The sequence below is a fragment of the Vibrio sp. SCSIO 43133 genome (genome assembly GCF_023716845.1).
GTDB lineage: Bacteria > Pseudomonadota > Gammaproteobacteria > Enterobacterales > Vibrionaceae > Vibrio > Vibrio mediterranei.
This window is the reverse complement of the sequence record NZ_CP068024.1, coordinates 3,545,028-3,559,403: the sequence shown is the minus strand read 5'-3', so window position 1 is coordinate 3,559,403 and position 14,376 is coordinate 3,545,028. Positions and strand designations below refer to the sequence as shown.

Here is a 14,376-nt window from a genome sequence, read left to right as displayed (position 1 = left end):
AGGGCTCATTGCTGAGCCCTTTTCCTATAATAGGTAGCTAACACGTCGGTTAGAGCTTCTTAATAAATCGACTTTCTACTTCTGTTGAGAAGTCATTACTGTCGCTCAGTATAAACTGAATTGTCGATACAGGTGAACTGAGTTGCTCTGGATCAGCACCTAAACTGATCGGCAAGTTATAGACTTCACCTGGTTCAACGGAAATGGTTTGTCGTCCATACCAAGTTGCATTTTCTAGTCCAGAAACACTGAGCGTATATTGTTGCTCTTGTTGTGTTTTATTGATGACCTTCAAGGTGTAGGTATTCTCCACCAGACCATCACTGTTAACTCGGAACAGTTGGTTACGATCCCTAAGAACACTCAGCCCCGCGGGATCGACGGCCGAAATCTGCACAAAGAACAGGGCAATCATCACTAGTAATACCGAGCCATAACCTAGCAGCTTTGGTCGCATGACTTTGGTGTGTTTACCTGAGAGACGGTGCTCCGTGGTGTAGCTGATGAGACCTTTCTCATAGCCCATTCTGTCCATAGTCTTGTCACACGCATCAATACAAGCGCCGCAGTTGATGCATTCGTACTGCAAGCCATCTCGGATATCAATGCCTGTCGGGCATACTTGTACACAAAGGTCACAGTCAATGCAGTCACCTAAGCCCAGTTTTTTCGGGTCTGCTTTACGAGAGCGAGGGCCGCGAGTTTCACCTCGTTGACTGTTGTAACCAACAATAAAGGTGTCCTTATCAAACATGGCTGACTGGAAGCGAGCGTAAGGGCACATATGGATACACATGATGGAGCGCATCCACCCTGCATTTGCGTATGTACAACCGGCAAAAAACAACACCCAGAATACGGGCCAGAAACTGGCATTAAAGGTGAAAAAATCACTAACGAGCGCGCCAATTGGCACAAAATAACCGGTAAAGGTAAAGCCAGTCGCTAACGCGATAGCTAACCAAGCGACATGTTTGAGACCTTTACGCATAATGAGGTTTGGACTGAGTTTTCCACTGTCTTGCTTGCGTCGTTTGTTGGCGCTGCCTTCTAGTTTTTCTTCAAACCAAATGTACATAAAGGTCCAGACGGTTTGTGGGCATAAGTAGCCACACCATACTCGACCTAAAAACGTGGTGATAAAAAACAGGCCAAATGCGGCCACCATAAATAGTAACGCGAGTAGGGTGAGATCTTGCGGATAAAGTGTGGTGCCAAAAAAGTTAAATTGCTGATTACCAATATCAAGCAATACCGCTTGTCTCTCGCCATAAGGTATCCAAGGTACCAGTGCGAACAATAGGAGTAAAAACCAGCCGCCGTAGCGTCTAAGCTTTTGAAAGGTTCCTTTACTTTCACGAACGTAGATGCGATTGCTTGGGTTAAATCGATCTCCGTTGCCTTTGTGGGTTTTGGGGTTGAACGTTTTGGGTGTTACATCCTTTACGTCAATTTTATCCTGACTCATGCTGAGGCTGTCCTTCTTGGGCTGACGGTGCGTTTTGACGCACTCTATCTATTCCGACATTGCTACGACTGGTAAGTCACTTACTAATCAGTACGCAGTATTAAAACCCAGCGATTATAACCTTGATAACAATTTCATTTCTTTAAGGCTATCAACCTTTAACAACAAAATTAGCGTCGGCTCATATAAAAAACGACCCTTAGAGGGTCGTTTTTATAACATTTGGTTATTTGATGATGCCGCGAGCCTTTAAGAGTGCGGTTTTGAAGTCATCCTCTTGGTCTTTCGCCAATCCTGGAATCATTTCGTCTTTCTGGCTATTACGCATTTTTAGATGGTAGATAAGAACATCATCAGTGAGATCTTCAAGCTTACCTTCGTATCCAGCTTCATTGGACAGTTTTATAATAAATTCCAGTAAGTTAAGGTCAGGTTCTTTCTGCCATTCTGGATGTATCAACTCAATGAGTTCGTTAACGCGGTGACACTTCATAACTTTCTCCACAATTTTTATAAGTATTTTTGAGTAAAAGTACCAAAAATCGAGGCTAATACCAATAAGTGAAGGAATTGGACACAAAAAAAAAGCGCAGGATAACTGCGCTTTTTATTATGCCGCTTTAACAACTCTGGTTGGAGCTGGTGCCATACGAACACTTTGTTCAACGAGCGTCATTGAAGGAGCGACTTTTTTTGCGACAGGCGCAGAAACGAAACCACTGCGACGACGCGACGCACCACGATTTGAGTACGAAAACCTGACGGGTGTTGGGCGCATTGTTTTACCTAACAAGTCAGGCAATTCCATTGCCAATCTAATGGCCTGATTACTTATGAGAACACCGAAATAACTCTCAATGTCACTCTTTTTTGACTTATGCCACTCCAAATAAGCAATCAGGAATAATGATATGCATGCATATCACGCATAGAATACCACCAAGTTTGTGTGGATACGATAGTTTGCAGTGAATTGTTGGTTATTTTTTCCACAATAGATTTGTGTGTTGGATATTTGTTTTCTCTATCATTTTGCGATAAAACGGTAACACTATCTTGGGATATAAATGGATGTGCGTATGTCTTTTTTTAAGAAAACCTTAGCAAGTTTTGGTATCGGCGCCGCGCGAGTGGATTCTGTTCTTCACCAAGAATATCTCTATCCCGGCGAGACAGCGAAAGTTACGATTCACGTCTACGGTGGTAACACTGCCCAGACGGTGGATAACATCAATATGAGGCTTTGTTGTCGCTATATTGATGAGGTAGCACGTAGTAACCACGACAATAGCAATCAACCGGGCGCACCGAAAAAAAGAGTATCGAAAACCTTTGAGCTGCAAACATGGAAGCTGCCTTACGCATTTACCATTGAACCAGGAGAAACAAGAGACTTTGAGGTTGAGCTTGACGTGCCTTGGAATACTCCAGTGACAATTGGTGATTCTAAAGTATGGTTGGAAACTGGATTGGATATCGCGCTAGCAGCTGATCCAACAGATAAAGATATGCTGACAGTGAGGCCAGACCCATTAGTGGACGGCATATTCTCTGCTTTGGAAGAGCAAGGGTTACGTATTCGTCAGGTTGAGTGCGAAGCGGCAAAGGGCTTTGTTATGCCGTTTGTTCAAGAGTTTGAGTTTGTTCCAACCACAGGGCCTTACCATGGTCGCTGGCGTGAGCTTGAGATCATTGCTTACCGTAGTGAAGATGAACTCAAGTTATGGTTTGAAATCGATAGAAATAAAGAGGGAGTAAAAGGCATGCTCTCAAGTCTCATTGGTTTAGGGCAACTGAAACGAGAAATGCAGATCCCAAGTTCACTGTCTGGTGAAGAAGCGGGTCAGCAAGTTCTGGCTTACTTAGAGCAAACAACCTAATTTCAGCTAACGCATGTTAGCTGAATATGGCATACTCTTTAATCACTATCCTTTTAGAGTATGCCTTAATGTCCTCAGCAACTACTTCCAATTACAGCGCTCGTGAAGAGTGGGCGAACAGCATCTCTCATGGTATTGGAGTGCTGCTGTCCATTGTAGGCTTGATACTACTGCTGCAAAAAGCGCTTGGTGCGCATGCCGATGTTCTCACGATTACTAGTATGAGTCTTTATGGCGCTAGCATGATCACGCTATTTCTGGCCTCAACCTTGTATCACTCTATTGCTAACCCTAACAGTAAACGCTGGCTGAAAACTTTCGACCATTGCGCTATTTTCTTGTTAATAGCGGGTAGCTATACACCGTTTATGCTGGTGAGTCTGAGAACACCACTAGCAATTGGCTTAATGGTTGTTATTTGGGCGCTGGCTGTCATTGGTATCATTATGAAGTTGTTCTTCGTTTATCGCTTTAAACGTGCTTCATTGATTACCTATCTTGTCATGGGGTGGTTATCGGTGATAGTCATCTATCAATTGGCTAAGCATTTAGAGCCTTCAGGCTTAATACTATTGGCATTGGGTGGTGCGATTTACACCTTGGGTGTCGTGTTCTATGCCAATAAGCGGATACCCTATAACCATGCTATTTGGCATCTTTTTGTGCTTGCAGGAGCAGCTTGTCACTTTTTTGCCGTGTACTGGTATGTAACGCCGGTTTAGCGGCGCCAAAATGCAGGGAAGAAGAGTACTAACAGGGTCAGGATTTCCAAACGGCCCATTAACATACCAAAGCTAAGCAGCCACTTAGCGGCGTCGGGAAGTGGCGCAAAGTTACCTGTTGGGCCAATGATATCGCCCATCCCAGGCCCTACGTTCGCGACTGCGGTGATAGAGCCGGAGATACTGGTAACGGGGTCCAACCCCATAGCACTCAATCCTGCGGCGATAACGATAATAGTCACAAAGAACATCAATACAAATGCGACAACTGAGCGCACGATATCGTCATTGACTGGACGGTTATTGTAGCGTTGAACAAAAACGCCTGACGGATGAATAAGCTTCATCATTTGCTTATTAAGCAAGGTAACAGCTATCTGAAAGCGGAATATTTTGATGCCGCCCGAGGTTGAACCTGAACACGCTCCTACCATCATCATAAACGCAAAAATAACCGAAGGTAGCGGCCCCCAAGCCGTAAAGTCTTCCAGTCCAAAGCCCGTTGTTGTTACAACAGATACGATGTTGAACATGGATACTCGGAATGCATCATTTAGTGCATAGCCATCTTCCCAAAATAGCCACAACGCCACAACGGTGCTCGATACTAAAAACAGATACCCAAAGCCTCGAACCTGAGCGTCCCTAAGCAATATTCTCGGATCGCGTTTTGTTAACGCAGCAACAAACAGTAGGAAAGGTAGCCCGCCTAAGAACATAAAGATGGTACCGACCCAGTGTGCGCCTTCCGAGAAATGGTTCATAGAGCCATCGGAAGTGGAATAGCCGCCCGTTGAAAGTGTAGTGAATGAGTGATTAATTGCATCGAACAGATCCATTCCTGTCACTATATAGCCCAGTAGACAAAGCCCAGTTAATACTAGATAAACCAGTACAATGTTTTTGGCGACCGTTTTGGCTCTCGGGCTGCTTTTATCTGACCAATCTGAAGATTCAGTCTGGAATAGACGCATACCACCGACATTAAGCATTGGCAGAACGGCAACCGCCATAACAATAAATCCGATACCACCTAACCATTGCAAAATAGAACGCCACAGTAAAATACTGGGAGCCATGTTGTCTAATCCGCTAAGTACCGTCGACCCTGTTGTCGTAATGCCAGACATGGTCTCGAAGTAAGCATCGGTGAAGCTGATATGGTTGATAAAAACAAAAGGGAGCGCGGCAAAGGCACTGGCAATAGTCCAAACCAAGCTAGTGATTAGGAACATATCACGCACACTGAGTTTGAAGTTTTTTGTGCGTCCAAGTGAGAGGCAAACAAAGGCGGCAAAATGGGTAATGACAACCGCTAAGCCAAAATCAAGGAAACCATCGGTACCAGTAAAGAAAGCAACCAATGTTGGGACGTACATAAATAGGGCTAGCTTAGAGAGCACTAACCCTATAACAAAGGAAACAGGACGGGCGTTAACCATTGGAGTGCCTTACAGGAAGAATGCACTTGGTTGGAACAATGCCTCAACGTCAGGCACGTATTTTTTGTCCACGAGGAACATCACTACGTGATCATCTTGCTCAATCACGGTGCGATCATGGGCAATAAGTACTTCTTCACCACGTACAATAGCGCCAATTGTGGTACCTGGTGGTAGTTTTATGTCACCAATGGCTTTGCCAACCACTTTAGATGTGGTTTCGTCACCATGAGCAACTGCTTCGATCGCCTCTGCGGCTCCGCGGCGCAGTGATGAGACGTTTACAATATCGGCACGACGAACGTGGGTAAGTAGAGCGGAAATAGTCGCTTGCTGAGGTGAAATCGCCACGTCTATGGTGCCGCCCTGCACAAGGTCAACATAAGCCCCACGCTGAATCAGTACCATGACCTTTTTTGCGCCCATTTTCTTCGCCAGCATCGCTGACATGATGTTGGTTTCATCTTCATTGGTGAGTGCAATAAATACGTCTACTTGGTCGATGTTCTCTTCGGTTAACAGCTCTTGATCCGCAGCATCACCACAAAAGACGATGGTGTTCTCTAGCTCTTCCGACAGCTTTTCGGCACGCTTATAACTGCGCTCGATAAGCTTCACGCTGTAAGTTTGCTCTAGACGCTTAGCAAGACTAGCACCGATATTACCACCACCAACAATCATGATGCGGCGGTATGGCTTTTCGAGTCGTTGCAATTCACTCATTACAGAACGAATGTGATTACTTGCTGCTACGAAGAAGACTTCGTCGTCCGCTTCGATAATAGTGGTGCCTTGTGGTCGAATCGGACGTCCTTGACGGAAAATAGCCGCTACTCGGGTATCAATGTGAGGCATATGCTCACGCAAAGTCGACAGTGCATTCCCTACGAGCGGACCACCATAATAGGCTTTGACCGCGACTAAGCTTACGCGTTCATCCGCAAAGCTGACGACTTGCAATGCCCCGGGGTATTGGATCAATCGTTCTATATAGCTGGTCACCAACTCTTCTGGAGCGATCAGGTGGTCAACAGGGATGGCACCTGAGTTGAACAGACTTTCTTTTTCAATCAGGTATTCACGAGAACGAATTCGAGCGACACGGTTTGGCGTATTGAATAAAGAGAACGCAACTTGGCATGCAGCCATGTTGGTTTCGTCCATATTGGTCACCGCCACTAGCATGTCAGCATCTTGTGCGCCAGCTTCACGCAATACATCAGGATGGCTAGCGTAGCCATTAACGACTCGCAAATCGTATTTATCTTGCAGCTCCCTTAGACGGTCACCGTTGCGATCGACGATGGTGATATCGTTGTTTTCACCCACAAGGTTCTCTGCGAGTGTGCCACCAACTTGACCTGCTCCAAGAATGATGATTTTCATAACATTGCGCTCTTTTGATAAATTCGACTTAACGAGTCACTAGCATAGCTATCAATAAGTTAGCATTCTACGCCTTTTTTAGCACAGCGTAATAGAAACCATCCATATCTTCTTCTCCAGGAAGAATCTGACGTCCTGGGTTATCGATGTCTGAATCAATAAGCTGTGCGTTGTCTGTGCGAGCAAGGAATGCTTTTACCTGCTCTTTGTTTTCTTGTGGTGTGATTGAACAAGTGGCGTACACCAATGTTCCACCTACTTTTAATTGCTGCCACATAGCGTCGAAGATCTCACGTTGTAGCTCTGCGAGTGCTTCAATGTCATCGGCGCGGCGCAACCATTTGATATCAGGGTGTCTACGAATCACCCCGGTTGCAGAACATGGCGCATCTAATAGAATGCGGTCAAATTGTTCACCTTGCCACCACTCACTTGGTGTTCTTGCATCGCCACATACTACTTTAGCCTGTAGCTGTAGGCGCTTAAGGTTGTCATGAACACGCTTCAATCTGGTCTCATCACAATCAATAGCTACCACTTGGCTGTCTTTAGTACGCTCCAGGATATGTGCAGTCTTGCCTCCGGGAGCGGCGCAACAATCCAAAATCAACTCTCCATCTTTAGGCTCTAAGTAGTTGATAGAAAGTTGTGCTGCGGCATCTTGTACCGATACCCAACCTTTATCGAAACCGGGAAGGTTGTTGACATCGCAAGGGGCGGCCAATTTTAGAGCATCCAAGGCTTCAGAGTGAGCGGTGGAATCTATGCCTTCATTTTTGAGTAGTGCTTGATAATCGTCACGATTGAGGTGCTGGTGGTTCACGCGCAGCCACATAGGTGCTTTGGTGTTATTAGCCTCTACAATCGTTTCCCATTGTTGTGGGTAGCTTTCTTGCAGTAGCTTCAGTAACCAACTAGGGTGGCCGTATTTTCCAGCATTGTGGCTGACGGAAATCTCATCTAGCTGCTCTTGGTTGCGTTGGTAGTTGCGTAGTACTGCATTGATAAGGCCGCGCAGTCTCGGACCTTTCAGCGTTTTGGTTGCTTCTACGGTCTCCCCCACCGCTGCATGAGCAGGAATTCGCATGTGGCCAATTTGATAGATGCCGACCAAAATCAGGTGATGAAATACACGTTGTTTGCCTTTTAATGGCTTATCCATTAGCTCGGATGCAACGGACTCCAAACGAGGCAATATGCGCAGCGCACCAAAGCAAATCTCTTGTAATAAGGCTTGATCTCTAGGTTTTACTTGTTGCTGGCCTAATGGAAGGGCGCTCGATAGAGATTGACCTTTATCAACCACTTGGAAAAGGATATTGGCCGCAGCAGCGCGAACATTCATGTTGGTTACCTAAATTTTTATCGACATTAAAAATAAAATAAGGCCCGCACTCAACGTGCTGGCCCTAACTATCATTGAGCATTTGCGTCTTTAGCTCAGAACGCTACTCACTTCAAACCAGCTGGCTTTAGAATTCAATACATCGCTCACTGGCATGGCTTTTTTGCCCGGTATTTGAATTTGTTCTAACACCAAAGTACCTTGACCGGTTGCGACGTAAATTCCTGTTTTATCAGCCTTAAGAATAGTCCCAGCTACTGATTCTGTCGCATTGTCTTCTACCCGCGATTGCCAAACTTTGATGTTGTTCTCTTCTACAGAGAAGAAGCTCATAGGCCATGGGTTGAAAGCACGCACGCAGCGTTCAATGAATTCTGCTGGCTGATTCCAATCGATCTTCGCTTCATCTTTGCTTAGCTTGCTGGCGTAGTTTGCTTCATCGTCATTTTGCTTTTCCGGCGCAGCATTGCCTGAGGCAATATCAGCAAGACATTCGACTAAAGCTTGTGGGCCAAGCTCTGCCAGCTTATCGTACATGGTCGCACTGGTATCTGTTGCTTCAATAGGTAGTGTGGCAATTTTCAGCATATCACCGGTATCTAGGCCAATATCCATCTGCATAATTGTCACACCGGTTTGTGCATCCCCAGCCCAAATAGAGCGTTGAATAGGTGCAGCACCACGCCAGCGAGGCAGGATTGAACCATGAACATTGATACAACCTAGCTTTGGTGTATCAAGAACTGCTTGTGGCAACAACAGGCCATAAGCGACAACCACCATGATATCGGCATTGAGGTCTTTGAGCTCTTGCTTAGCTTCGTCAGACTTGAAATTGACGGGTTGATAAACCGGAATATCATGCTCAAGGGCAATATTTTTGACCGGACTAGCCGTTAGCTTTTTGCCTCGGCCTGCTGGTCTGTCAGGCTGGGTGTAAACAGCGATAACCTCGTGCTCCGAAGACAATAACGCCGCCAAGTGACGGGCGGCGAAGTCTGGAGTACCGGCAAACACAATACGTAATGATTGGCTCACGGAAACCTCACTTAATATTATTGTTTAGCGTTGAAGCGCTTAATTTTCTCGAGTTTGTCTTTGATGCGTTTACGCTTTAGAGGAGAAAGATAATCAACAAACAGTTTACCCTCTAAGTGGTCAAGCTCATGCTGTACACAGATAGCCAATAGGTCATCTGCATCAAACGTAAACTCTTCACCATCGCGGTTCAGCGCTTTGACACTCACTTCAGCGGCGCGTGGCACTAGTGCGCGAGCACCAGGGACCGAAAGGCAGCCTTCTTCAATACCATCTTCACCGCGCTTTTCGGTAATTTCTGGGTTGATAAGTACCATCGGTTGGTCGCGAGTATCTGAAATATCAATCACAACAATTCGCTGATGAAAGTCAACTTGCGTTGCTGCAAGGCCAATTCCTTCTTCGTCGTACATGGTTTCAATCATGTCATCGACGACTTTTTGGATTTCCGGCGTTACGGCTTCAACGGGCTTAGCTACCGTTCTTAGGCGATCATCCGGGAAAGTTAATACTTGTAATACAGACATATACACTCAAAATGTTGAACTGTGCCGAATAGGCATGGACTTCGTTGGTTCAATTCTAGACATTTTCGCACCTAAATGACAGCATCCCTTGAAACAAAGCGAAGGATTGCGGTGTATGAAGCAGGGAATATGTCTGCTATTGACTCTTTCATCTCTTTTTTCTATCACCTTATGGGCGTTTCAATCTCACGCTAGCGTAAGCGACTTCCTCAAACCAGATGCGCCTCGACATTATGTTGTTAAGTCTGGCGATACTTTATGGGCAGTTTCAGGGCGATACTTATCCTCTCCTTGGCGCTGGCCAGAGCTTTGGCTACACAACTCTCATATAGCTAATCCTCATAAAATTTACCCGGGAGATACGCTGTTATTAGTCTGGGTAGCAGGGCAACCGCAATTGATAAAGAAAGCGCTAAGGCGCCTTTCTCCAGTGACGGACGTTACGCCAAAACAGCCGTCAAGTTGGTTAAATCCTCATGCCATTGCTCGTTATAGAGAACAAGAGAGATTGATACTTGCGAGTGAGTTAGCCACTTATCCTAAGATAGTAGGCTCTAGTCGTGGCTTGGATTACATTTCCAATCAAGATGAGGTCTACATTGATTATCAAGGCCATGAGCAAAACTGGGTCATTTATCGAGTGGGGAAGCTCTATCGCAACGATGATGAGCACTTTACTATGAGAGAAATTAAACGACTGGCGATAGCCCGTTTGATGAAACAGGTAAATGATATTGCTGTTTTGCAGTTGACGGATTTTAATCATGAGCTCAAGCGAGGAGACATTGCTATTCCTATCTCCGAGCTAGCTCGAGATGAATCATCAACGCTTTTTGAGCCAAAAGCAGGACCTAATGTAGAAGATCTTCGCATCGTAGGAATGTTCAATTCTCTGCATTTTGCGGTTCAAGGACATACGGTAGTGTTGAATGCAGGGCAAGACGCTTCTGTTGTTGAAGGCAGTAGCTACATACTAAAAAGGCCCAGTGAAACATTTGTTTATTCCGGTGGTCAGCATGGTTTAAGTGGTCGTGACGAGTCTCATGTAGCTATGTCTCAGTTTCCATTAATAGACATAGGGCGCTTGATGGTGATTCACAGTTATCAACGTTTCAGTGTCGCACTGGTTACTGAGTCTCTAGAGCCTATCACCAAGCAGACCATTATTGTGCCACCAAGCAGCGATAGGGTGTATCGTGAGTGACGCTCGCACTCTAGCTTGGCTGCGGCTTTCTCTGTGCCCCGGCATCGGTGCTGTCACGTTCGAAAAGTTACGAGCGATAGATAGTCCGCTCAACATTGTTAGCTATTCACCACAGGAACTGGCCTCTATTGGTTTGAAGTCGCATCAAGTGGCGTTTATCCATCATCAATCGATAGCGCTTGCTGAACAGGCTCTCGCTTGGGCGTCGGGAGAGCGTCGCTACATTGTGACCAGTGGCGATAAGGCGTATCCGCCACTATTGAGTGAAACCAAGGGAGCGCCGCCGGTTTTATTTGTTGAGGGGCAGTTATCCTTACTTGCGGCACCTCAAATTGCCATGGTGGGAAGTCGCAATGCTACTTTGGAAGGGCTAGAGATTGCTCGCAGCTATGCCAGTACATTTGCAAAGCATGATTACTGCGTGACGAGTGGTTTAGCTTTGGGCATTGACGGTCACGCTCATCAAGGAGCGCTGGATGCACAAGGTCCTACTATTGCCGTATTGGGTTCTGGTTTATCGCAAATCTATCCGGCACGTCATAAGTCATTGGCCTCTCGCATTGCAGAGCAAGGTGCGTTAGTCAGTGAACATTTACCTTCGGTAAAACCTAGGGCTGAGCACTTCCCGCGTCGTAACCGAATCGTAAGTGGACTGTCTTTAGCTGTATTGGTGGTTGAAGCGACAGAGAAAAGTGGTTCGTTGATTACTGCTAAATACGCGGCTGAGCAAGGGCGAGATGTTTTTGCCATTCCTGGTTCAATTCGCCACCCTTTCCATAGTGGTTGTCACTCGTTGATCAAATTGGGAGCTTGTTTGGTGCAGTCTCCTAATGATCTTCTTAGTGAAATAGAATCTCTCACCAACTGGTCTAAAAAAGTACAACCGACACTTTTTGACCAAGTTATTGATAAAGAAGAATTGCCATTTCCCGATCTGTTGGCTAACGTAGGAATAGAGGCAACACCAGTTGATATTTTAGCGCAAAAGACCCATATTCCTGTGCAAGAGGTCATGCAACAGCTACTAGAGCTCGAGTTATTAGGGCATGTTGTTGCAGTTAACGGTGGTTATATTCTTAAGGGGAGAGGCTAGCTATGATGATGGACATACTGATGTACCTGTTCGAAACCTACGTGCATAGTGATGCAGATCTGCAGGTAGACCAAGACGAACTTGAGGATGAACTGCTGCGAGCAGGCTTTAAGCAAAAAGATATTTATAAAGCGTTAGAATGGCTAGAGGATTTAGCCGAACTGCAAAATGCGGATAATCAATCGGCCATTGCAACCAGCGCCGCGACATCGACACGCATTTATACGGCGCAAGAAATGTCACGTATGGATGTGAAAAGCCGTGGCTTGCTGTTGTTCTTGGAGCAGATAGGTGTGTTGACAGCTGAAACTCGTGAAATGGTTATTGATCGTGTTATGGGACTGGAAACCAATGATTTTGAATTGGACGACCTAAAATGGATCATTTTGATGGTTTTGTTCAATGTTCCTGGCAACGAAAACGCGTACACTCTCATGGAAGAACTGATCTACACCGCAGAGAGGGGTGTAGTCCACTAAGCTAAGCCAAATTTGGCGATAAGTTAAGAGACACCCATGAGTGGTAAAATCGATAACCAACTTTTCTCGGCTCATGAACATGCGTTGGATCATGAGCCTTGTCCACAGTGTCATTCAGGCAAGTTGCTACTTAAGAATGGCAAACACGGTCCGTTTCTAGGCTGCGATCAGTATCCAAGCTGCGATTATATTAAACCTTTGCATCAAAATGATGGGCATATTATCAAAGAGCTTGGTGTCGCTTGTCCCGATTGCGGTTCAGAATTGCTGTTACGTCAAGGACGCTTTGGTATGTTTATTGGGTGTAGCAATTACCCAGACTGCCATTTCATTCAGTCGCCAAATAAACAAGATGAGCCAGAGCAAGAAGCAAAAGACTCCGTTAGCTGTCCAGAGTGCAGCAAAGGGGCGCTAAAAGAGCGTAAATCACGTTTTGGAAAAGTGTTTTTTGCGTGCGACAGTTACCCTAAGTGCAAGTTTGCCGTGAATCATGTTCCGGTTCCCGGAGTGTGTCAGTATTGTGGCTACACGTTGCTGGTTGAGAAAAAACGCGCAGCAGGAACGGTGTTGGAATGTGCATCGAGACGATGCCAGAAAGTACAAGAATAAAAAACGGCTCCTAATTGGAGCCGTTTTTTTGTATTTAGGCTAGCTAATACTTACAGCGCAAGCGCTGCGGGTTTGAGAGCAGGGTAGGCTGACTCATCCAGTAAGTCTGCAAGCTGAACGAGTGTTGCTTTTAGCTCGCGTTGACTCGTTGCCGACACATTAATATGCCCCATTTTGCGTCCAGCACGTTTTTCTTTGCCATACCAATGAACATGACATCCAGCTAGAGCGTAAACAGCATCTGGAACGGAGTCTTCACCAAGGATATTAACCATAGAGGTGGCTCTAACGGCTTCCGTGGAACCAAGAGGCATGTCGCAAACTGCACGTAGGTGGTTTTCGAACTGACACGTATCGGCACCTTGCTGAGTCCAGTGTCCTGAGTTGTGTACGCGCGGCGCAATTTCATTAACGAGAAGTTGGCCGTTTACATCGAAAAACTCCAGTGCCAATACACCGACATATTCGAGAGACTCGGCGACAGCGGTAAACATTTGCGCAGCTTGTGCTTGTAGCTCAGGCTCATCGATAGCAGTAGACAGAGTAAGTACTCCGTCAGTGTGTACATTTTCTGCCAGTGGATAAATCGCAATATCACCGTGTTGGTTGCGAGCACCCACAAGCGATACTTCACGTTGGAACGGCACAAATTCTTCAGCCACGATGGCTTGATTATCTGAATCCGCAATGCACTGAGCCATTTCAGTCCAGATTTGCTCTATATTTTCTAATGTTTTGAGTCGCCATTGTCCTTTGCCGTCATAGCCGCCTAACGCACTCTTAAGTACCATAGGCAAACCTACGGTGGCGACAGCGGTATCAAGATCGCTACGTTCGGTAATAACCGCATAGGTCGCGTTCTTAACCCCAGCATTATCAAGCAGCGCTTTTTCAATTCGTCTATCACCACCGGCTTTAATCGCTTCTGTCGATGGCAAAAACTTCCCACTTGCTTCGCAGATTGCCAAAACATCGAGAGGAATATGTTCAAATTCAGCGGTAATAACGTCAGCTTGCGATATGGCTTGTTGTAGACCTTGCCCAAGCACTTCCAGAGTCAGGGGGTGCACAATGTTTTCGCTGCGCACATCAAAGGCAGATATCTTGATGTTGAGAGGCGCGCCAGCCAGCGACATCATTCGTGCTAACTGACCTGCACCAAGTACCAATACGTGTTTCATTA

Annotated in this window: 15 protein-coding genes; 6 read left to right on the top strand and 9 right to left on the bottom strand. The window is 45.9% G+C overall.

The window, feature by feature from the left end:
* Positions 1-49: 49 nt before the first annotated feature.
* The 3 genes from ccoG to JKJ11_RS16615 all read right to left on the bottom strand — a co-directional run bounded on the left by ccoG (position 50) and on the right by JKJ11_RS16615 (position 2,276).
* Entirely contained in the window at positions 50-1,468 is a 1,419-nt protein-coding gene (gene ccoG / locus JKJ11_RS16625; protein WP_006073011.1) for a cytochrome c oxidase accessory protein CcoG, read from the bottom strand.
* 226 nt (positions 1,469-1,694) lie between these two features.
* The gene (locus JKJ11_RS16620; protein WP_006073010.1) at positions 1,695-1,961 is read right to left on the bottom strand and encodes a YihD family protein; all 267 of its coding nucleotides are present in this window, start codon (positions 1,959-1,961) and stop codon (positions 1,695-1,697) included.
* 117 nt (positions 1,962-2,078) lie between these two features.
* Positions 2,079-2,276 carry a hypothetical protein gene (locus tag JKJ11_RS16615; protein WP_006073009.1) on the bottom strand — a complete coding sequence of 66 codons (198 nt, stop codon included), beginning with the start codon at positions 2,274-2,276 and terminating at the stop codon, positions 2,079-2,081.
* Positions 2,277-2,547: 271 nt separating this feature from the next.
* Here JKJ11_RS16615 and JKJ11_RS16610 point away from each other — a divergent pair, with 271 nt between their 5' ends.
* Both JKJ11_RS16610 and trhA read left to right on the top strand, forming a co-directional pair.
* On the top strand, positions 2,548-3,348 hold the full coding sequence (locus JKJ11_RS16610; protein WP_031495732.1) for a sporulation protein: 801 nt from the start codon (positions 2,548-2,550) through the stop codon (positions 3,346-3,348).
* Between the two features lie 68 nt (positions 3,349-3,416).
* Positions 3,417-4,070, top strand: coding sequence for a PAQR family membrane homeostasis protein TrhA (gene trhA / locus JKJ11_RS16605; protein ID WP_252038571.1), 654 nt, complete (start codon positions 3,417-3,419; stop codon positions 4,068-4,070).
* Here trhA and JKJ11_RS16600 read toward each other — a convergent pair.
* The 5 genes from JKJ11_RS16600 to def all read right to left on the bottom strand — a co-directional run bounded on the left by JKJ11_RS16600 (position 4,067) and on the right by def (position 9,808).
* The gene (locus JKJ11_RS16600; RefSeq protein ID WP_063604580.1) at positions 4,067-5,512 is read right to left on the bottom strand and encodes a TrkH family potassium uptake protein; all 1,446 of its coding nucleotides are present in this window, start codon (positions 5,510-5,512) and stop codon (positions 4,067-4,069) included. The genes trhA and JKJ11_RS16600 overlap by 4 nt on opposite strands.
* A 9-nt stretch (positions 5,513-5,521) precedes the next feature.
* Positions 5,522-6,898 carry a Trk system potassium transporter TrkA gene (gene trkA, locus JKJ11_RS16595; protein ID WP_006073005.1) on the bottom strand — a complete coding sequence of 459 codons (1,377 nt, stop codon included), beginning with the start codon at positions 6,896-6,898 and terminating at the stop codon, positions 5,522-5,524.
* A gap of 67 nt (positions 6,899-6,965) precedes the next feature.
* The gene (gene rsmB, locus JKJ11_RS16590) at positions 6,966-8,243 is read right to left on the bottom strand and encodes a 16S rRNA (cytosine(967)-C(5))-methyltransferase RsmB (protein ID WP_062463686.1); all 1,278 of its coding nucleotides are present in this window, start codon (positions 8,241-8,243) and stop codon (positions 6,966-6,968) included.
* A 90-nt stretch (positions 8,244-8,333) separates the two neighbouring features.
* A complete protein-coding gene (gene fmt, locus JKJ11_RS16585) occupies positions 8,334-9,281 on the bottom strand; it encodes a methionyl-tRNA formyltransferase (protein WP_006073003.1) in 948 nt (315 codons plus the stop codon).
* 17 nt (positions 9,282-9,298) lie between these two features.
* The gene (gene def, locus JKJ11_RS16580) at positions 9,299-9,808 is read right to left on the bottom strand and encodes a peptide deformylase (RefSeq protein ID WP_006073002.1); all 510 of its coding nucleotides are present in this window, start codon (positions 9,806-9,808) and stop codon (positions 9,299-9,301) included.
* A gap of 115 nt (positions 9,809-9,923) precedes the next feature.
* On the opposite strand from def, the gene JKJ11_RS16575 reads away from it, so the two are divergent.
* Genes JKJ11_RS16575 through JKJ11_RS16560 form a run of 4 tightly spaced genes read left to right on the top strand, consistent with a single transcriptional unit; the run spans position 9,924 to position 13,193 of the window.
* On the top strand, positions 9,924-11,012 hold the full coding sequence (locus JKJ11_RS16575) for a LysM peptidoglycan-binding domain-containing protein (RefSeq protein ID WP_252038570.1): 1,089 nt from the start codon (positions 9,924-9,926) through the stop codon (positions 11,010-11,012).
* Positions 11,005-12,105, top strand: a complete 1,101-nt coding sequence (dprA, locus tag JKJ11_RS16570) for a DNA-processing protein DprA (RefSeq protein WP_252038569.1) — start codon at positions 11,005-11,007, stop codon at positions 12,103-12,105. Before JKJ11_RS16575 ends, dprA begins: the two co-directional genes overlap by 8 nt.
* 2 nt (positions 12,106-12,107) lie before the next feature.
* Positions 12,108-12,584 (top strand): DUF494 family protein, encoded by a 477-nt coding sequence (locus JKJ11_RS16565; RefSeq protein ID WP_006072999.1) that lies wholly within the window; start codon positions 12,108-12,110, stop codon positions 12,582-12,584.
* Positions 12,585-12,620: 36 nt separating this feature from the next.
* A complete protein-coding gene (locus JKJ11_RS16560; protein WP_063604586.1) occupies positions 12,621-13,193 on the top strand; it encodes a DNA topoisomerase family protein in 573 nt (190 codons plus the stop codon).
* A 50-nt stretch (positions 13,194-13,243) separates the two neighbouring features.
* On the opposite strand, the gene JKJ11_RS16555 is transcribed toward JKJ11_RS16560, so the two are convergent.
* Positions 13,244-14,374: a 5-(carboxyamino)imidazole ribonucleotide synthase gene (locus tag JKJ11_RS16555; RefSeq protein WP_252038568.1), complete on the bottom strand. Its 1,131-nt coding sequence runs from the start codon at positions 14,372-14,374 to the stop codon at positions 13,244-13,246.
* Positions 14,375-14,376 lie beyond the last annotated feature (2 nt).